Origin of the sequence: Actinotalea fermentans (assembly GCF_007991475.1) — a bacterium.
Taxonomy (GTDB): domain Bacteria; phylum Actinomycetota; class Actinomycetes; order Actinomycetales; family Cellulomonadaceae; genus Actinotalea; species Actinotalea fermentans.
In genome coordinates, this window is record NZ_BJYK01000001.1 from 1223682 (window position 1) to 1241974 (window position 18293).

An 18293-nucleotide genomic window follows, 5' to 3' on the forward strand; every position below is an offset into this window, starting at 1 on the left:
CGCGGTGGCGCTGGATCTGCTCAACTGGAGCACGATGGCGCCGCCGCGCTCCACGTCGGTGCCTCCGTGCGGGGCGCGAGCGTGCCCGCATGGCGGACGAAATCCGGATGACACATGCTCGGCATCACGCCGTCATGGCCGTTCTGCCAAGATCACCAACCTGGGACGTGCGTCCCAGATGCTGGACCGGCTGTATACTTATGGTTGATGGTGCATAGCCATACGCCCCCTCGTACGTGGCCTGCTGGGCCGACCGGAAGGACCCTCCCCATGCGTTCACTGACCCGGCTCGCGGTCCCGGTGGCCGCCGCCACCCTGCTCCTGGCCGGCTGCGCCTCCACCGGCGACGACGACGCCTCGCCCGCCGCGGGCGACGGCGAGGTCACCCTCCTGACGGAGGGCAAGCTCACCGTCTGCACCAACCCGCCCTACGAGCCGTTCGAGTACGAGGAGGACGGCCAGGTCGTCGGCCTCGACATGGACATCGTCGGCGCGGTGGCCGAGGACCTCGGCGCCGAGCTGGAGATCAAGATCACGCCATTCGAGGGCATCCAGTCCGGTGCCGACCTCGACTCCGGCAACTGCGACATCGTCGCCTCGGGCATCACGATCACCGAGGAGCGCGAGGCGAAGATGGACTTCTCCGACCCGTACTTCGACGCCGACCAGGGCCTGCTCGTGCCCGCCGGCTCCGGGATCGCCTCGGTCGAGGAGCTCGACGGCCTGACCGTCGGCGTCCAGACCGCGACGACCGGTGCGACCTTCGCGGCCGACAACGCGCTGAACGTCGTCGAGTTCGAGGACCTCGGCCTGCAGATCGAGGCGCTGCGCAACGGCACCATCGACGCCGTCATCAACGACATCGCCGTGCTCGGCCCCTTCGCGAGCGACGACTTCGAGGTCGGCACGACGTTCCCGACCGGTGAGCAGTACGGCCTGGGCATCAAGACCGGCAACACCGCGCTCCTCGACGCCGTCAACGCCACCCTCGAGCGGATCGCCTCCGACGGCACGTACGAGGAGATCTACACGAAGTACATCGGCACCGCGCCGTCCGCTGGCTGATGTCGACCGAACGCACCGACGCCCGGCCCGCCCTGGTGGCGGGCCGGGCGCGGATGAGCCCGCGCCGCCGCGGTCAGATCTCCCGCGGCGTGCAGTACGTCGTGATCGTCGCCGTCCTCGTGGCCCTCGCACTGATGGCCGACTGGGGTCAGCTCGGCGAGACCTTCTTCAACCGTGGTGCCATCGAGTACGTCGCCCCCAAGCTGCCGCGCGCGGCGCTCAACACGATCACCTACACGGCGGCTGCCTTCGCCTTCAGCATCACCCTGGGCACGACGCTCGCGCTCATGAAGCTCTCGAGCGTGCGCTTCTACCGGATCGTCGCGACGGGGTACGTGGAGTTCTTCCGGGGCATCCCCGCGCTCCTCGTGGTCTTCGCCTTCGGCTACGCGATCCCGACGGCCTTCCAGATCCGGTTCGAGTCGATCGTCCTGCAGATCGCGCTCGCTCTCGGCTCCGTCTCCGCGGCCTACACCGCCGAGACGATCCGGGCAGGCATCCAGGCGGTCCCGAAGGGCCAGATCGAGGCCGCCCGGTCCTTGGGGCTGTCCTCCGGCGCGACCCTGCGGCTCGTGACGATCCCCCAGGCGTTCCGGATCGTGCTCCCACCCCTGACGAACGAGGTCGTGCTGCTCCTGAAGGACACGTCCCTCGTCTTCGGCCTCGCCCTCGCCGTCGGTGACCTCGAGCTCACGATGGTCGGCCGCAAGGCCCTGAGCCAGGCCGAAGGAGGGCTCACGGCCATCGTCCTCGTGGGCCTCGTCTACCTGCTCATCACCATCCCGCTCAGCTCGCTCACCCGCTGGCTCGAGCGCAAGACCGGCTACAAGGGACACGTATGAGCGCGCCCGCACCGTCCGCACCGGCGCCCGCCGGCCCCGTCGTCCGGATCTCCGGCCTGCACAAGTCCTTCGGCGAGCGCGAGGTGCTGACCGGCGTGGACCTCGACGTCGCCCAGGGGGAGGTCGTCTGCATCATCGGCGCCTCCGGCTCGGGCAAGTCGACCCTGCTGCGCTGCGTCAACCTGCTCGAGCAGCCGACGTCGGGCACCGTCGAGGTGCTCGGCGTCGAGGTGACCGACCCCGACGTCGACATCGACCGCGTGCGCGCGCACGTCGGCATGGTGTTCCAGCAGTTCAACCTCTTCCCGCACCGCTCGGTGCTGGACAACTGCACGCTGGCCCAGCGGCAGGTCCTCAAGAGGTCCAAGGCCGAGGCAGAGGCCATCGCGCGCAAGAACCTGGCGCACGTGGGCCTCGCGGACCGGGCCGACTCCATGCCTGCCCAGCTGTCCGGCGGCCAGCAGCAGCGCGTGGCGATCGCCCGCGCGCTGTCGATGGACCCGGCGCTGCTGCTCTTCGACGAGCCGACGTCGGCGCTGGACCCCGAGCTCGTCGGCGAGGTGCTCACCGTCATGCGCGAGCTCGCCGACGAGGGCATGACCATGCTCGTCGTCACGCACGAGATGGCCTTCGCCCGCGAGGTCGCCGACCGCGTGATCTTCCTCGACGCCGGGGTCATCCTCGAGGAGGGCCCGGCCGACCAGGTCATCGGCAACCCGCGCGAGGAGCGCACGCGGTCGTTCCTGCGCCGCGTCCTGGACCCGACGCACGTGGACGAGGTCACCGGCACCGACGCCTGAGTCGCCGCGCGGCGGGCCGAGGGCTCACCCAGCCCGCCGCGCGGCGCTAGGGTCGTCGTCCAACAGGGCCGACCCGGCCCCCGCTGCCACGCCGGCCTACCGCCGGCCGCCGGACGACGACGGAGCCCCCCGTGCGCGAGACCACCAACCCCAGCCTCATCTCCCCCGAGGCGGTCTGCTCGATCCCCCAGCTCGTGCGGAACCGCCTCGACCGCGACCCGTCAGCGACGTTCGTGGAGCGCAAGAGCGGCCTGGGCACCTCCTGGACCCCGATGAGCGTGCAGGCCTTCGCCGAGGAGGCAGCGGCCGTCGCCAAGGGACTCGTGGCCCTGGGCGTCGAGCCCGGCGAGCGCGTCTCGATCATGAGCCGCACGCGCTACGAGTGGACGCTGCTCGACTTCGCCATCTGGGCCGCGGGCGCGGTCCCCGTGCCCGTCTACGAGACGTCGTCGGCCGACCAGGTCGAGTGGATCCTCTCCGACGCCGACGTGCGCCTCGCCGTCGTGGAGACCAGCGCCCACGCCACGGTCACGGAGTCGGTCCGGGCGCGGGTCCCCGCCCTCGGCCCGGTCCTCGTGCTGGAGGACGGCGCCATCGGCGAGCTCGTCGAGAAGGGCGCGCGCGTCGACGACGCCGAGATCGCCCGCCGCAGCGCCCTCGCGGGACCCGACGACCTCGCGACGATCATCTACACCTCCGGCACCACGGGCCGCCCCAAGGGCGCCGAACTCACCCACGGCAACTTCACGTCCCTGACCCAGGAGGGGGCGCTCGGCCTGTACGACGTCTGCGCCGCCCCGGGCACCCGGACGCTGCTGTTCATGCCGCTCGCGCACGTGTTCGCGCGGTTCATCGAGGTGCTCTGCATGACGACGGGCGCCGTCCTCGGTCACACGCCCGACACCCGCAACCTCGTCGCCGACCTCGGCACCTTCCAGCCGACGTTCATCCTGTCCGTGCCTCGCGTGTTCGAGAAGCTCTACAACTCCGCCGAGCAGAAGGCGGGCGCGGGCGCGAAGCTCAAGCTGTTCCGCTGGGCGGCGAAGACGGCCATCGTCTACTCCCGCGCGCTGGACACCGCCGAGGGCCCGACGGCGGCGCTCAAGGCGCAGCACGCGCTCGCCGACCGGCTCGTCCTGCACAAGGTGCATCACGCCCTCGGCGGGCGCGTCACGTACGCCATCTCCGGCGGCGCTCCCCTCGGCGAGCGCCTCGGGCACTTCTACCGCGGCGTCGGCGTGCGCGTCCTCGAGGGCTACGGCCTGACAGAGACCACCGCCCCGACGGCCGTCAACCTCCCCGACCGTCCCGTGAAGATCGGCACCGTCGGCCCCGCCTTCCCGGGGGCCTCGCTGCGCATCGCCGACGACGGTGAGATCCAGGTGAAGGGCGCGCACGTGTTCCGCGGCTACCACGCGAACCCCGAGGCGACGGCCGAGGCGTTCGACGACGGCTGGTTCCGCACCGGCGACCTGGGCGCGCTCGACGACGACGGCTACCTCACCATCACGGGCCGCAAGAAGGAGATCATCGTCACCGCGGGCGGCAAGAACGTCGCCCCCGCGCTCCTCGAGGACCGCCTGCGCGGGCACCCGCTGGTGTCCCAGGTCGTCGTGGTCGGCGACGGGCGGCCGTTCATCGGCGCGCTCGTCACCCTGGACGCGGACATGCTCCCCGGGTGGCTGGCGGCTCACGGGCTGCCCGAGATGGACGTGCGCAGCGCGTCGAAGAGCCACGCCGTCCTCGCGGCGCTCGACCGGGCCGTGGCACGCGCGAACGAGGCCGTGTCCCGCGCCGAGTCCATCCGCAAGATCCGCGTCCTGACCACGGACTTCACCGTCGAGAACGCCTACCTGACACCGTCGCTCAAGGTGCGGCGCGACGCGGTGCTGCGCGACTTCGCCGACGAGGTGGACGCCCTCTACGCGTCCTGACGGCTCGAGCGCGCGGCTCGAGCGCTCGAGGAGCGGCGGCGACCACCCAGCGGGCTCGCCGCCGCCCTCGGGCCCGTCCGGTCAGCCGCCGGCCGGCCGGTGGTGCCCCTTGCGCTGGCGGTCGGCGGTGTAGCTCGGCGCCGTCTCGTGCGGCGTGGCGGCGTCCGTCCACCGCAGCAGCGCGCCGACGCCGTCGACCAGGTCCACGCTCCCCTCGTCGGCGTAGGTGAAGCCCGCGTCCTGCGCGACGACGGCCCGCAGCACGGCGACGTCGGCCCGCAGCTCGCGTGCGGCGCCGTCGGGCACGCCCAGGGCCGCGAGGTCGCCGCGACGGACGGCCAGCTGCAGGGGGTCAGGACCCGTCCAGAGGGTGCGCTCGTTGAGCCGGGCGACGGACGCGCCGCCTGCGGTGCGCAGCACCACGAGGTCGGCGACCTGACCCTTGCGCAGGACGTCCACCAGGTCCTCCAGCGACGTCACGGCACCGTCTCCGCGCCCCAGGGCCTCGCGCAGCCGGTCGACGACCGCCTCCCGACGCCGGGCGCGGTACTGCTCGAGGACCTCCCCGACCCGCTGGGCGAACACGTCCTCCTTGACGCCGTCGGCCCGTGACCCGCCCGGCACCTCGACGAGCAGCTCACCCGCCGCCCGTCCGACGGCCGCGCGCACCAGAGGCAGCGCCCGGACGTCACCGGTGATGAGGACGAGCTCGGGCCGCCGCTCGGCGACGACGCGGTCGAGCTCGACGGCCACGGCCTCGGCGTTGCGCTCCCACGAGTCCTGGACGCGCGCCTGGAACCGTTGGTGCGACCAGCCGCCGCCGCCGAACTTGTGCAGCACGTCGTGGCCGCCCTCCACGTGCTCCACGCGGCCCACGTCCTCCTGCGCGTCCGCGTCGGCGGCCTGACCAGGCCAGCGGAGGTCGGCCCCCAGCCGGTCGACCTCGACCAGCAGGTAGCGCACCGACTCGGCCAGCCCGGCCACCGCGGGCACGAGCGAGGGGGCGCCGTCGTGGAACGCCTCGTCCCGTGCGGGCGGCTCGGGCAGCACCTGCTCCCAGAGCACCCGGCCCTGCGCGGCGACGACGTACCGCCCGTGCGGGCCGGAGACGTGCGTGGGGCGGAGGACGACGTCCTCGATCGCCGCGATGGTCTGCAGGGGCGCGCCGGCCTGCTCGAGGCTCCGTCGCATCCCGTTCCACCGGCTGCGGACCTCGCGGTCGCCGCTCGACTCGTCACCGCGGGTGACGTCGAGGCAGACCGTCGTCAGCGGCCCGTCGTGGTGGAGCAGGGGCTTGAGGGAGTCGAGCTTCATCGCGCACCTTCCGGTCAGCCGAGGCCGGCCAGGGGCCGGCACCTGTCCGACTCCACACTGGTCCAGCTCAGGCCCGGGCGCCACCCCTTGCCCAACCGCGGGCGAACCGCGGAAGGGTCAGGCCGACTTCTCGCGCGGGGTGCGCTTGGGCGGTGCCACCTCGCGCGGGACGATCGTGGGGTTCACGTTCTCGAGGACGACCTCGCGCGTGATGACCACGCGCTCGACGTCGTCGCGGCTCGGCACCTCGAACATGACCTGCTGAAGGACCTCTTCGAGGATCGCGCGCAGGCCGCGTGCACCGGTGCCGCGCAGCAGCGCCTGCTCGGCGACCGCCTCGACCGCGTCGGGCGTGAACTCGAGCTCGACGCCGTCGATCTCGAACATGCGCTGGTACTGCTTGATGAGCGCGTTGCGCGGCTCGGTGAGGATCCGCACGAGCGCGCTGCGGTCCAGGGGGTTCACCGTGGTGATGACCGGGACGCGACCGATGAACTCCGGGATGAGGCCGTACTTGAGCAGGTCCTCGGGCATGACGTCGCCGAACACCTCGGTGTCGTCCGGCGAGTGCAGCGGGGCACCGAAGCCGATCCCGTGCCGGCCCGAGCGCGCCGTGATGATGTCCTCCAGGCCCGCGAAGGCGCCGGCCACGATGAACAGCACGTTCGTCGTGTCGATCTGGATGAACTCCTGGTGCGGGTGCTTGCGGCCGCCCTGGGGCGGCACCGACGCCGTCGTGCCCTCGAGGATCTTCAGCAGCGCCTGCTGGACGCCCTCGCCGGAGACGTCGCGCGTGATCGACGGGTTCTCCGCCTTGCGGGCGATCTTGTCGATCTCGTCGATGTAGATGATGCCGGTCTCGGCCTTCTTGACGTCGTAGTCGGCGGCCTGGATCAGCTTGAGCAGGATGTTCTCGACGTCCTCGCCGACGTACCCGGCCTCCGTCAGCGCCGTGGCGTCCGCGATCGCGAACGGCACGTTGAGCATCCGGGCCAGCGTCTGGGCGAGGTAGGTCTTGCCGCAGCCCGTGGGGCCGATGAGCAGGATGTTGGACTTCGCGAGCTCGACGTCCTCGACGTCCTGGCGGGGGCCCTCACCTGCGCGGATGCGCTTGTAGTGGTTGTACACGGCGACGGCGAGCGAGCGCTTGGCGGAGTCCTGGCCGATCACGTACTGCTCGAGGAACTCGAAGATCTCGCGCGGCTTGGGCAGCGTGACCATGCCGACCTCGGCGGCCTCGGCGAGCTCCTCCTCGAGGATCTCGTTGCACAGGTCGATGCACTCGTCGCAGATGTAGACGCCGGGCCCGGCGATGAGCTTCTTGACCTGCTTCTGGCTCTTCCCGCAGAAGGAGCACTTGAGCAGGTCGGCGCCGTCACCGATGCGTGCCACCTGGTCGCTCCTCCCCTGGGCGCCGCCTCCGGCGCCCCATCAGTCCATTGCACACCACCCCGGGCGCGGTGTCAGCCGCCCCGCCCTCTACGGCGTGTCTTCACCCCGGGCTTCCGGCGCACGACGCGCGGAAGGGCTCTGCCGACTCCATCGGCCTGCGGCGCCCCGGCTTGAGGTGCCGGGGCGTCGCGACCTGCCGATCGCCGCCTCAGGCGGTCGGGACGATGACGCCCTTGCGGCTCGCCAGCACCTGGTCGACCAGGCCGTAGTCCTTCGCCTGCTCGGCCGTGAGGATCTTGTCGCGCTCGATGTCGGCCCGCACCCGCTCGACGCTCTGGCCGCTGTGGTGGGCGATCGTCTCCTCGAGCCACTCCCGCATCCGGATGAGCTCGGCGGCGTGGATCTCGATGTCGGACGCCTGCGCGTAGCCGCCGCCCTCCATCGCCGGCTGGTGGATGAGCACCCGCGCGTTCGGCAGCGCGAGGCGCTTGCCCGGCGCACCGGCCGCGAGCAGCACGGCCGCGGCCGAGGCGGCCTGCCCGAGGCACACCGTCTGGATCTGCGGCTTGATGTACTGCATCGTGTCGTAGATCGCCGTCAGCGCCGTGAACGAGCCGCCCGGGGAGTTGATGTAGAGCGTGATGTCACGGTCCGGGTCCTGGCTCTCGAGGACCAGCAGCTGGGCCATGATGTCGTCCGCCGAGGCGTCGTCCACCTGGACGCCGAGGAAGATGATCCGGTCCTCGAACAGCTTGGTGTACGGGTCCTGGCGCTTGAAGCCGTAGGCGGTGCGCTCCTCGAACTGCGGCAGCACGTAGCGCGACGACGGCGCGCCGTACGGAAGGCCGGTGCCGCCGGGGCGGACCACGCCCTCGGGGGTGAACGGGTACTGGATGCTCACGGGTGCTCCTTGCTCGGACGTGTCGCGGGGTCGGGTGGTGGCGCGGGCGGGTCCGTCAGGACCCGGTCGTCCCGCCGCCGCCGCTCACCGAGCCGGCGTGGGTGACGACGAAGTCGACGAATCCGTACTCCTTGGCCTCCTCGGCGGTGAACCACCGGTCGCGGTCGGAGTCCGCGGTGATCTCCTCGACGGTCTTGCCCGTCTGCTCGGCGGTGAGCTCCGCGAGCACGCGCTTCATGTGCAGGATGAGCTGCGCGTTGATCCGCACGTCGGTCGCGGTGCCGCCGATGCCGCCCGAGGGCTGGTGCATCATCACGCGGGCGTGGGGGGTCGCGTAGCGCTTGCCCTTGGCGCCCGACGACAGCAGGAACTGGCCCATCGACGCCGCCATGCCGACGGCGACCGTCGCGACGTCCGGCTGGATGTACTGCATCGTGTCGTAGATCGCCATGCCCGCGGTGATCGAGCCGCCGGGCGAGTTGATGTACAGGTAGATGTCCTTGTCGGGGTCCTCGGCCGCGAGCAGCATCATCTGCGCGCAGATGGCGTTCGCGTTCTCGTCGCGGACCTCGGAGCCGAGCCAGATGATCCGCTCGCGCAGCAGACGGTTGTAGATGTGGTCCTGCAGACCGAGGTTCGGACCGTCACCGCGCGCTGCCTGCGGCATGACACTCTCGTTCACGAACTCTCCCTCACCTCGTCGGTACCGGCGGGTGGACCGGATCCCCACCGCCGCACCGACCCTAACGCGCGGCCGGTGGCCGAACCGTCCTCCGACGGCGCCTTTTCGCTGACGGCGCACGGCCGGGCCCGGCGCGCGAGCCGCGCCGCCGCCGGAGGGGCGACGACGCCGGACGCACGAACGGCGGTGCCCCGCTGCGGGGCACCGCCGTTCGTCTACGGCTGTCAGGCCTTGGCGTCCTCGGGGGCCGCGTCGTCGGTCTCCTCGGCGGCCGGGGCCTCGTCGACCTCGACCTCGTCGGTCTCGTCGCTGCCGATGAACTCGGACAGGTCGACCTCGGCGCCGGCGCCGTCGACGACCTTCACCTGGCGCAGCGCCAGCGCCATCGCCTTGGAGCGCGCGACCTCGCCGACCATGGCGGGCAGCTGGCCCTGCCGGTCGACCGTCTGGACGAAGGTGCTCGGGTCCATGCCGTACTGGGCGGCCGCGTTCACCATGAAGTCCAGGAGCTCCTCCTGGCTCACCTGGACGGCGAGCTTCTCGGCGAGCGTGTCGAGCAGGATCCGCTCGACCAGCTCCGCGCGCGTGGACTCCTCGACCTCGGCGCGGTGGTTCTCGTCCTCCAGCCGGCCCTCGGACTCCAGGTGCCGGTGCACCTCGTTCTGCACGGCGTTCGTCGGCACGGGCACCTCGACGGCCTCGCGCAGGGCGGCCATCAGGGCCTCGCGCGCCTCGACGGCGCGGTTCTGGCTCTTGATCCGGCTGGCCTGCTCGCGCAGGTCGTCACGGAGCTCGGCGATCGTGTCGAACTCGCTCGCGAGCTGGGCGAAGTCGTCGTCGGCGGCGGGCAGGTCACGGACCTTGACCGACGTGGCGGTGACGGTGACCTGGGCCGGCTCGCCGGCGTGCTCGCCGCCCGCCAGGGGCGCCTCGAACGTCGTCGTCTCGCCGGCGGACAGGCCGGTGAGGGCCTCGTCGAGGCCCTCGAGCAGGTTGCCGGAGCCGATCTGGTAGGAGACGCCGCTGACCGAGTCGATCTCGGCCTCGCCCTGCACGGCGCGCAGGTCGATGACGACGTAGTCGCCGTCGGCGGCCGGGCGGTCGACGCCGACGAGCGTGCCGAAGCGCTCGCGCAGCGCGTCGAGGCGCGCGTCGACGTCCTCGTCGGTGACCTCGAGGTCGGAGACGGTCACGGTGAGCGAGTCCAGCGCGGGCAGCTCGATGTCGGGGCGGACCTCGACCTGCGCGGTGAAGGTCAGGCCGGCCTCGGGGTCGGTCAGCGCCGGCACCTCGGTGACCTCGATCTCCGGCTGGCCGAGCGGGCGCAGGCCGGCCTCGTTGACCGCCTGGCCGTAGAAGCCCGGGAGCCCGTCGTTCACCGCGTGCTCGATGACGGCCGCGCGGCCGACGCGCTGGTCGAGGATGCGCGGGGGGACCTTGCCCTTGCGGAACCCGGGGATCTGCACCTGCGAGCCGATGTGCTCGTACGCGTGGTCGATGCTCGGCTTCAGCTCGTCACCCGACACCTCGACCGTCAGCTTGACGGTGGTGGCGTCCAGGGTCTCGACGGCGCTCTTCACGAAGGCTCTCCAGGATGTGGCGTGGCGTGTGGTGGCCGGGCCTCGGCGAGAGGCCTGCAGCCCTGCGGATCGGCGCGTGGGCGCCGCCCGCCGATCCTACGGCACACGGCGGCGCGCAGCGGTGGGCCGGGGTCCCGGACGCCCCTGCCGGCGGCCGGGCCTGGTCGGGATGGCGAGACTCGAACTCGCGACCTTCCGCTCCCAAAGCGGACGCGCTACCACCTGCGCCACATCCCGTGACACCGCGCAGCCTACTGGCGCCGTCCGTGCGCACCGGACCGCGCCCGGCGCGGCACTCCCGCCCGGGGCCCGCGCGCGGCACTCCCCCGCGGACTCGTGAAAGATAAAACCGCCCTATACCGTGATCAGTCACACCGGACGCACCGGCGCGGCCGCCCACCACGAGCGAGCAGGAGCACCCATGACCGACGCCACGACGGGCACGGCCGCGGCACCCGAGGCCGGCCCTGCGCCCCGCATCGCCGTCATCGGCACCGGCTACCTGGGCGCCACCCACGCGGCGGCGATGGCGGCCCTCGGCTTCGACGTGGTCGGCTTCGACACCGACCCCGAGAAGACGCGTGCCCTGTCCCTCGGCAAGGTCCCCTTCTACGAGCCGGGGCTGGACGCGCTGCTCTCGGAGCAGGTCGAGGCCGGCCGGCTGCGGTTCACCACCGACGTCGCGGACGCCGTGGGCGACGCCGACGTGCACTTCATCTGCGTGGGCACGCCCCAGCAGCCCGGCAGCAACGCCGCGAACCTCAGCTACGTCGAGGCCGCCACGCGTGCCGTCGCCGAGCACCTGACGCGCGACGGCGTCATCGTCGGCAAGTCGACGGTGCCCGTGGGCACCGCCGCGCGCCTGCGCGAGGTCGTCGCGCAGCACGCTCCCGACGGCGTCGACGCCGAGCTCGTGTGGAACCCCGAGTTCCTGCGCGAGGGGAAGGCCGTCGAGGACACGCTGCACCCCGACCGCATCGTCATCGGCGGCGTGAGCGAGCGCTCGGAGGCCCTGCTCAGGCGGGTCTACGCGCGGCCCATCGCGGCCGGCGCCCCCGTCATCGTCTGCGACCTGCCGACCGCCGAGCTCGTGAAGGTGAGCGCGAACGCCTTCCTCGCCACGAAGATCTCGTTCATCAACGCGGTCGCGAGCGTGTGCGAGGCGGCGGGGGCGGACGTCACGGTCCTGGCCGACGCGATCGGCCTGGACCCGCGCATCGGGCGCAAGTTCCTCGACGCCGGGCTGGGCTTCGGCGGCGGCTGCCTCCCCAAGGACATCCGCGCCCTCATGCACCGCTCCGGCGAGCTGGGCGCGTACCGGATGGCGGGGCTGCTGCAGAAGGTCGACGAGATCAACATGGGCCAGCGCGAGGCGGTCGTCGCCCTCGCCCTCGCCGCGTGCGACGGCTCGGTGCTCAACAAGTCGATCGGCGTGCTCGGGGCGGCCTTCAAGCCCGAGACCGACGACGTGCGCGACTCCCCCGCCCTCAACGTCGCCGCAGCGCTGCACCTGCGCGGCGCCCAGGTGAAGGTCTTCGACCCCGCGGCGAGCGAGACCGCCCGGCGCACGTTCCCGACGCTGACCTACGTCTCCTCCACCGAGGACGCCGTCGAGGCCACCGACGTCGTGCTCGTGCTGACGGAGTGGAAGCAGTTCGTCGAGGCGGACCCGGCGATGCTGGCCGCGCTCACGCCGACCCCTCGGGTGATCGACGCCCGCGGCAAGCTGGACCCCGCGGCCTGGCGCGCCGCCGGGTGGGAGTTCCGAGGGCTGGGCCGGCCGACCGCGTGACCGCCGGTCGGGTGCGGCCCAGGCACTCGCTACCCTTGTCCCGTCCCGGCCTCCGGGGCACGCGGGCGTAGCTCAATGGCAGAGCCCCAGCCTTCCAAGCTGGTCATGCGGGTTCGATTCCCGTCGCCCGCTCGCAGCACGGTCCGAGGAGCGCCGTCCGACGAGCACCGTCCGACGAGCGCCGTCCGACGGGCGGCGACCACATTGCGGACGCGCTCGTCCACCGGCTAGCGTCGGGACATCCAGCACTGAGGGAGGGGCCATGCGGGTGCACACGCCTGCCGTCAGCCTCTGCCCGCGCGTCGCCCGCTCCGGGCGCACCTGTGCCTGCTGCGCCTGTCTGCGCTGCACCTGTCTGTAGAGCGCTGGCCCCTGCGCGGCTGAGACCGCCCGGCGCACCCGCGTCGCCGCCAGCGCTCGTCCCCCCGGCACGGTCCCCCGCGTCGCGGCTGGAATTCCCACGCCCGACGCACGGTTGCCCACGGCGGCGGCCGACCCCCACCTGCGAGAAGAGGACACACCCATGGCTCGGATCTACGACGACGTCACGAAGCTCGTCGGCAACACGCCCCTGGTCCGGCTGAACCGGCTGACCGAGGACGCCGTCGCGACGGTCGCCGCGAAGCTCGAGTTCTACAACCCCGCCAACTCCGTCAAGGACCGCATCGGCGTCTCGATCGTGGATGCGGCGGAGAAGTCCGGCGAGCTGGCCGCCGGGGGCACGATCGTCGAGGCGACCAGCGGCAACACCGGCATCGCGCTCGCGATGGTCGGCGCGGCACGCGGCTACGACGTCGTGCTCACGATGCCGGAGTCGGCGTCCAAGGAGCGCCGCGCCCTGCTGCGCGCGTTCGGCGCCGAGCTCGTGCTCACGCCGGCGTCCGAGGGCATGCGCGGCGCGGTCGCCCGCGCCGAGGCCATCGCCGCCGAGCGCCCGGGTGCCGTCCTCGCCCGCCAGTTCGCGAACGAGGCGAACCCCGCCATCCACCGCGCCACCACGGCCGAGGAGATCTGGGCGGACACCGACGGCGGCGTGGACGTCGTCGTGGCCGGCATCGGGACGGGCGGGACCATCACCGGCATCGGGCAGGTGCTCAAGGAGCGCAAGCCCGGCGTGCAGGTCGTCGGCGTCGAGCCGGCCGAGTCCCCGATCCTCAACGGCGGCCAGCCCGGCCCGCACAAGATCCAGGGCATCGGCGCGAACTTCGTGCCCGACATCCTCGACCGCACGGTGTACGACGAGATCATCGACGTCGACGCCGAGACCGCTATGGCGACGGCACGCGACGCCGCGACGCGCGAGGGCCTGCTCGTGGGCATCTCGTCGGGCGCGGCGATCGCCGCGGCGCTGCAGGTGGCGCGGCGGCCCGAGAACGCCGGGAAGCTGATCGTGGTCATCGTGCCGTCGTTCGGCGAGCGGTACCTGTCCACTCCGCTCTACGCCGACCTGATGGACTGAGCGGGTCACGATGAGACGTCTGCAGCGCTTCCTGGCCGTGCTCCGTGAGGACCTCGAGGCGGCCCGCACGCGCGACCCCGCCGCGCGCACGGCCGTCGAGGTCGCGCTCGGCTACCCCGGGGTGCACGCGGTCTGGGCCTACCGCGTCGCGCACCGGATGTGGCGCGAGCCGGGGCTGCGGCTGCCCGCGCGGCTGCTCTCCCAGTTCGCCCGCTTCCTGACCGGCATCGAGATCCACCCGGGCGCCCAGCTGGGGCGACGGCTGTTCATCGACCACGGCATGGGCGTGGTCGTGGGCGAGACGGCGATGGTGGGCGACGACGTCGTGCTCTTCCACGGCTCGACGCTCGGCGGGAAGTCCATGAAGAAGGGCAAGCGGCACCCGACGCTCGGCGACGGCGTCGTCGTCGGGGCCGGCGCGAAGATCCTCGGGCCCGTCTGGATCGGCGACGGCGCGCGGATCGGCGCGAACGCCGTCGTCGTCAAGGACGTCCCGGCCGGCGCCGTCGCGGTGGGTGTCCCCGCGGAGGTCCGCGTGGCACCCCACCCGCCGGAGGCGGTCTGGGCCGAGGACCCCGCGATGTACATCTGACGCCACCCCGTCCGCAGCCCCGTCCGCTCACGTGGAGCGCCGTGGCGCCATGGCGCTCCACATGGGCGTTCCGGCCGCCACCGCGCTCCACGTGAGTGGTCCGGACGCCACGGCGTGCCGTGTCGGCCTCGGCCCACCACGCGCGCCGGCGACCGCCCGTGCGTCGGTTGTTCTAGTTGTGATCAAACAAGTATGATGATCCGGTGCTCTTCCGGATCGACCCCTCGGCGCCGGAGCCGATCTACGCCCAGATCGCGGCCCAGGTGCGATCCGCCGCCGCGCGCGGCGAGGTCGGGGCCGGCGAGCGCCTGCCCGCGGCGCGCGATCTCGCCGAGTCGCTGCAGGTCAACCTGCACACCGTGCTCCGGGCCTACCAGGACCTGCGCGACGCCGGGCTGATCGAGCTGCGGCGCGGCCGGGGCGCCGTCGTGAGCGCCGGGGCCGGCCGGGACCTCACCCCGCTCACCGACGCGGTCGCCGCGGTCGCCGCGACGGCGCGCCGCCTCGGCGTGCCCCCCGACACGACACTGGCCCTGGTCCGAGAGGCCCTGCGATGACCGCCCCAGCGCGCCCCACCCGGCGCACGACGACGCCCGTCCCCCACCGCGCCGCGAGCACCGTCCTCACGCTCGTCGTGCCGGCCGTCCTGCTGCTCGCGGCGACGGCCGTCGCGTTCGCCTGGCGCGACCGCCTCCCGGACCCGGTCGCCTCGCACTGGGGTCCCGACGGCGTCGACGGCACCTCCTCGTTCGCCGGCCTGCTCGCCGTGCTGCCCGCCGTCGGCGTGCCGTTCGCGGTCCTGGCCTGGGCGATCGCCGTCTTCGCCGGCCGCTCCGCGCTCACCCGCCGGTTCGCCGCAGGCCTGGCGGTCTGGGTCGCGGGCTTCGCCGCCGCCCTGACGCTCGCCATGCTGGCCGCTCAGCTCGACCTCCCCGAGGCGGCCGACGCGGGCGACATCGGCGGCGGGATGGCCCTCGCCTTCGCCGTCCCGCTCGCCCTCGCGGCCCTCGCAGCCTGGGTGACGCCCGGGGACGCCGCCCTGCCGGCGACCGCGCCCGTCCCCGCCTCGGCCGCCCGGCTGCCCCTGCCCGACGGCGAGGTCGCCACGTGGGTGCGCCGCATCGACTGGGTGCACCCGGGCGTCGTCGTGGCGATCTGCGCCGCGTTCGCGGCGGTCATGGGTCTCACCACCCGCACGTGGTGGTTCGCCGCGGTGCTCTTCGCGTTCCTGGCCACGCTCGTCGGCGGGCTGTCGAGCTGGACGGTGACCGTCGACGCGCGCGGCCTGGTCGCCCGGGCGCGGCTGCCGCGGCCGCGCGTCGTCGTGCCGCTGGCCGAGGTGGAGCACGCCGAGGTGGTGCAGGTCAGCCCGCTGCGGGAGTTCGGCGGCTGGGGCCTGCGGATGGGGATCGACGGGCGCGTCGGCGTGGTCCTGCGCGGCGGCGAGGGCCTCCAGGTGACGCGCACCGGGGGTCGCCGCGTCGTGGTCACGGTGGACGACTCCGCCACCGGGGCCGCCCTGCTGAACACGCTCGCCGCCCGCACCCGCGCCTGAACCACGTCTCAGCATGTGGAGTTACCGGTCGGTACCCTTGGCGCCCGCTCTGCGCCGGTTCTAACGTTCGGGGCGACGCCGGTCCGAGCAGCGGACGGCGCGGTCTCGCGAGACGAGACGAAGCCGGAGGGAGGCAGCGCCATGGCACGAATGTGTACGGCGCTGCCGATGGGCATGCAGATGCCCTGCGCCGGCGCCTGACGGGCGGGAGCCCAGCTCCCCCGTAGCGGTCCGATGGCGGACCCGAGGCAGTCGGCGACCCCGCTCCCCGCCCGCCCCTGCGCGAGCGCCCGCCGGCCCTCGGTCCGGCCATGCGCCGCGCGCCGCAGCCCGAGGACCAGTCATGGCCATCAGCACGTCCGTCCGCGCCCATCCCGCCCACCCCGTGAGCCTGCGCGGCGTCTCCCGAGCCTTCCCCGCACCCGGCGGCGGCGCCGCGACGACCGTCGTCGCCGACGTCGACGTCGAGATCGCCCCCGGCGAGATCGTCGCGCTGCTCGGCCCGTCCGGGTGCGGCAAGTCGACCCTGCTGCGCCAGGTCGTCGGGCTGGACTTCCCCACCACCGGGCGCGTCCTCATCGACGGCACCCCGGTCACCGGCGCCGACCCGCGCTGCGCCGTCGCCTTCCAGGAGCCGCGCCTGCTGCCCTGGCGCACGCTCGCGCAGAACGTCGCCCTCGGCCTGCCCGACGGCACGGATCGCGCCACGGGCCAGCGGCGCACCCGCGAGCTCCTCGAGCTCGTGGGACTCGGCGAGTGCCTGCACCACCGTCCCCGCCAGGTGTCGGGCGGCATGGCCCAGCGCGCCGCCCTCGCGCGGGCGCTGGCCCGCAACCCCGGGGTGCTCGTGCTCGACGAGCCCTTCGGCGCCCTGGACGCCCTCACCCGCCTGCGGATGCAGGACCTGCTGCTCGAGGTGCACGCCGCCGAACCCACGACGGTGCTCCTGGTGACCCACGACGTCGACGAGGCGCTCTACCTCGCCGACCGCGTGGTGCTCCTCGGCCGGCCGGCGGGCGCGCCCCGCACGGCGCCGAGCACCGTGCGCGAGGTGCTCGCCGTCCCCGGCACCCGTCCGCGGGACCGGGGCGACGCCGACCTCGCGCTGCTGAGGGCCCGGCTGCTGGACGGTCTCGGTGTGCCGAGCCACCACGCCGACCCGCCCTCGCCCGACCTGCACCACTCGATCTGACCCGCACGAGCCCCACCGCACGAGCCCCACCGCACGAGCCCCACCCGGCCCGCGACCCCGCAGGCCGGCCCGCACCACGAAGGGACCCCCATGAGGATCCGCACCGCACTGTCCGTCACCGCGACGCTCTCCGCCGCCCTGATGCTCGGCGGCTGCCTCGCGGGCGAGTCCGGCTCCGCCCAGAGCGCCCCCACCGCCGACGCCGCCGGCGCCACCGCGGGCACCGAGGACGACGCGCAGTGGAGCGCGGACGCCCTGAACATCGACTTCGCGACCTACAACCCGCTCTCCCTGATCATCAAGGAGCAGGGCTGGCTCGAGGCCGAGCTCGAGGGCGTCACGGTCACCTGGACCCAGTCCGCCGGCTCGAACAAGGCGAACGAGGCGCTGCGCGCGAGCGCCATCGACGTCGGCTCGACGGCCGGCTCCGCGGCGCTCCTCGCAAGCGCCAACGGTTCACCGATCCAGACCGTCGAGATCTACACCCAGCCCGAGTGGGCGGCGATCGTCGTGCCCGCCGACTCCGACATCGACTCGGTCGAGGACCTCCGCGGCCGCTCCGTCGCCGCCACCAAGGGCACCGACCCGTACTTCTTCCTGCTGCAGGCGCTCGAGGCGCACGGCGTCGGCCTGGACGAGGTCGAGGTGCAGAACGTGCAGCACGCCGACGGCCGCGTCGCCCTCGAGAACGGGTCGGTGGACGCGTGGTCGGGCCTCGACCCGATCATGGCCGACTCGGAGGTCAACGCGGGCTCGCGCCTGATCTACCGGAACATCGACTTCAACAGCTACGGGTTCCTCAACGTGCGCGAGGAGTACCTGCAGGCGCACCCCGACGTCGTCCAGGCGGTCGTCGACGCGTACGAGAAGGCCCGCGCCTGGGCCCTGGCCAACCCCGAGGAGACGGCGGCCATCCTCGCCGACGTCGCCGGCATCGACCTGGCCATCGCCGAGAAGGTCATCCTCGAGCGCACGGTCATCGACCTCGACCCGGTGCCGGGCGAGGCGCAGCGCGCCGTGCTCGAGGTCGTCGGCCCGATCTTCGTCGAGTCCGGCGACGTCTCCAGCCAGGCCCAGATCGACGACGCGCTCGACGCGCTCTTCGACCCGTCGTTCGCGACGCAGGCCGACCCGTCCCGCATCGACGACTGACGCACGCGTCAGCCGCCGTACGTCCCCCGTCCCCCGCGCAC

Annotated in this window: 16 protein-coding genes and 2 tRNA genes; 12 read left to right on the forward strand and 6 right to left on the reverse strand. The window is 73.1% G+C overall.

All coding sequences use genetic code 11. The features are described 5' to 3' along the window. Positions 1-270 precede the first annotated feature (270 nt). From AFE02nite_RS05680 to AFE02nite_RS05695, 4 genes are all read left to right on the forward strand, one after another. Positions 271-1065 (forward strand): transporter substrate-binding domain-containing protein, encoded by a 795-nt coding sequence (locus tag AFE02nite_RS05680; RefSeq protein WP_034244127.1) that lies wholly within the window; start codon positions 271-273, stop codon positions 1063-1065. Continuing rightward, on the forward strand, positions 1065-1907 hold the full coding sequence (locus AFE02nite_RS05685; protein ID WP_146819187.1) for an amino acid ABC transporter permease: 843 nt from the start codon (positions 1065-1067) through the stop codon (positions 1905-1907). Before AFE02nite_RS05680 ends, AFE02nite_RS05685 begins: the two co-directional genes overlap by 1 nt. Then, complete coding sequence (locus AFE02nite_RS05690) at positions 1904-2707, forward strand: amino acid ABC transporter ATP-binding protein (RefSeq protein ID WP_034244130.1); 804 nt, start codon at positions 1904-1906, stop codon at positions 2705-2707. Before AFE02nite_RS05685 ends, AFE02nite_RS05690 begins: the two co-directional genes overlap by 4 nt. Before the next feature lie 131 nt (positions 2708-2838). After that, positions 2839-4641, forward strand: a complete 1803-nt coding sequence (locus AFE02nite_RS05695; protein ID WP_034244132.1) for an AMP-dependent synthetase/ligase — start codon at positions 2839-2841, stop codon at positions 4639-4641. A gap of 81 nt (positions 4642-4722) precedes the next feature. On the opposite strand, the gene AFE02nite_RS05700 is transcribed toward AFE02nite_RS05695, so the two are convergent. The 6 genes from AFE02nite_RS05700 to AFE02nite_RS05725 all read right to left on the reverse strand — a co-directional run bounded on the left by AFE02nite_RS05700 (position 4723) and on the right by AFE02nite_RS05725 (position 10747). Then, the gene (locus tag AFE02nite_RS05700) at positions 4723-5955 is read right to left on the reverse strand and encodes a baeRF2 domain-containing protein (RefSeq protein WP_034244135.1); all 1233 of its coding nucleotides are present in this window, start codon (positions 5953-5955) and stop codon (positions 4723-4725) included. A 117-nt stretch (positions 5956-6072) separates the two neighbouring features. Next, positions 6073-7347: an ATP-dependent Clp protease ATP-binding subunit ClpX gene (gene clpX, locus AFE02nite_RS05705; RefSeq protein ID WP_034244138.1), complete on the reverse strand. Its 1275-nt coding sequence runs from the start codon at positions 7345-7347 to the stop codon at positions 6073-6075. 208 nt (positions 7348-7555) lie between these two features. Next, the gene (locus AFE02nite_RS05710; protein ID WP_052113479.1) at positions 7556-8215 is read right to left on the reverse strand and encodes an ATP-dependent Clp protease proteolytic subunit; all 660 of its coding nucleotides are present in this window, start codon (positions 8213-8215) and stop codon (positions 7556-7558) included. Positions 8216-8303: 88 nt separating this feature from the next. Beyond that, positions 8304-8915: an ATP-dependent Clp protease proteolytic subunit gene (locus AFE02nite_RS05715; protein ID WP_146819285.1), complete on the reverse strand. Its 612-nt coding sequence runs from the start codon at positions 8913-8915 to the stop codon at positions 8304-8306. A gap of 239 nt (positions 8916-9154) precedes the next feature. Continuing rightward, on the reverse strand, positions 9155-10510 hold the full coding sequence (gene tig, locus AFE02nite_RS05720; protein ID WP_034244144.1) for a trigger factor: 1356 nt from the start codon (positions 10508-10510) through the stop codon (positions 9155-9157). Positions 10511-10671: 161 nt separating this feature from the next. Beyond that, positions 10672-10747, reverse strand: a tRNA-Pro gene (locus tag AFE02nite_RS05725). A 184-nt stretch (positions 10748-10931) separates the two neighbouring features. On the opposite strand from AFE02nite_RS05725, the gene AFE02nite_RS05730 reads away from it, so the two are divergent. The 8 genes from AFE02nite_RS05730 (at position 10932) to AFE02nite_RS05765 (ending at position 18252) form a co-directional block, all read left to right on the forward strand. Next, positions 10932-12302, forward strand: coding sequence for a UDP-glucose dehydrogenase family protein (locus AFE02nite_RS05730; protein ID WP_052113477.1), 1371 nt, complete (start codon positions 10932-10934; stop codon positions 12300-12302). 61 nt (positions 12303-12363) lie between these two features. Next, positions 12364-12434 (forward strand) — tRNA-Gly (locus tag AFE02nite_RS05735). 391 nt (positions 12435-12825) lie between these two features. Next, on the forward strand, positions 12826-13761 hold the full coding sequence (cysK, locus tag AFE02nite_RS05740) for a cysteine synthase A (RefSeq protein ID WP_034244146.1): 936 nt from the start codon (positions 12826-12828) through the stop codon (positions 13759-13761). Between the two features lie 10 nt (positions 13762-13771). Beyond that, positions 13772-14353 (forward strand): serine O-acetyltransferase EpsC, encoded by a 582-nt coding sequence (gene epsC, locus AFE02nite_RS05745; protein ID WP_034244149.1) that lies wholly within the window; start codon positions 13772-13774, stop codon positions 14351-14353. A gap of 203 nt (positions 14354-14556) precedes the next feature. Continuing rightward, a complete protein-coding gene (locus tag AFE02nite_RS05750; RefSeq protein WP_034244152.1) occupies positions 14557-14910 on the forward strand; it encodes a GntR family transcriptional regulator in 354 nt (117 codons plus the stop codon). After that, entirely contained in the window at positions 14907-15908 is a 1002-nt protein-coding gene (locus tag AFE02nite_RS05755) for a DUF1648 domain-containing protein (RefSeq protein WP_034244155.1), read from the forward strand. Before AFE02nite_RS05750 ends, AFE02nite_RS05755 begins: the two co-directional genes overlap by 4 nt. Before the next feature lie 343 nt (positions 15909-16251). After that, positions 16252-17100 carry an ABC transporter ATP-binding protein gene (locus AFE02nite_RS05760; protein ID WP_034244158.1) on the forward strand — a complete coding sequence of 283 codons (849 nt, stop codon included), beginning with the start codon at positions 16252-16254 and terminating at the stop codon, positions 17098-17100. Positions 17101-17190: 90 nt separating this feature from the next. Continuing rightward, on the forward strand, positions 17191-18252 hold the full coding sequence (locus tag AFE02nite_RS05765) for an aliphatic sulfonate ABC transporter substrate-binding protein (protein ID WP_034244161.1): 1062 nt from the start codon (positions 17191-17193) through the stop codon (positions 18250-18252). Positions 18253-18293 lie beyond the last annotated feature (41 nt).

Bases quoted from the DNA above. Each gene is read 5' to 3' on its own strand.
- AFE02nite_RS05700 (WP_034244135.1), bottom strand. From the start codon at position 5,955: ATGAAGCTCGACTCCCTCAAGCCCCTGCTCCACCACGACGGGCCGCTG.
- AFE02nite_RS05760 (WP_034244158.1), top strand. From the start codon at position 16,252: ATGGCCATCAGCACGTCCGTCCGCGCCCATCCCGCCCACCCCGTGAGC.
- AFE02nite_RS05755 (WP_034244155.1), top strand. From the start codon at position 14,907: ATGACCGCCCCAGCGCGCCCCACCCGGCGCACGACGACGCCCGTCCCC.
- AFE02nite_RS05715 (WP_146819285.1), bottom strand. From the start codon at position 8,915: ATGCCGCAGGCAGCGCGCGGTGACGGTCCGAACCTCGGTCTGCAGGAC.
- AFE02nite_RS05685 (WP_146819187.1), top strand. From the start codon at position 1,065: ATGTCGACCGAACGCACCGACGCCCGGCCCGCCCTGGTGGCGGGCCGG.
- cysK (WP_034244146.1), top strand. From the start codon at position 12,826: ATGGCTCGGATCTACGACGACGTCACGAAGCTCGTCGGCAACACGCCC.
- AFE02nite_RS05765 (WP_034244161.1), top strand. From the start codon at position 17,191: ATGAGGATCCGCACCGCACTGTCCGTCACCGCGACGCTCTCCGCCGCC.
- AFE02nite_RS05730 (WP_052113477.1), top strand. From the start codon at position 10,932: ATGACCGACGCCACGACGGGCACGGCCGCGGCACCCGAGGCCGGCCCT.
- AFE02nite_RS05680 (WP_034244127.1), top strand. From the start codon at position 271: ATGCGTTCACTGACCCGGCTCGCGGTCCCGGTGGCCGCCGCCACCCTG.
- epsC (WP_034244149.1), top strand. From the start codon at position 13,772: ATGAGACGTCTGCAGCGCTTCCTGGCCGTGCTCCGTGAGGACCTCGAG.
- AFE02nite_RS05690 (WP_034244130.1), top strand. From the start codon at position 1,904: ATGAGCGCGCCCGCACCGTCCGCACCGGCGCCCGCCGGCCCCGTCGTC.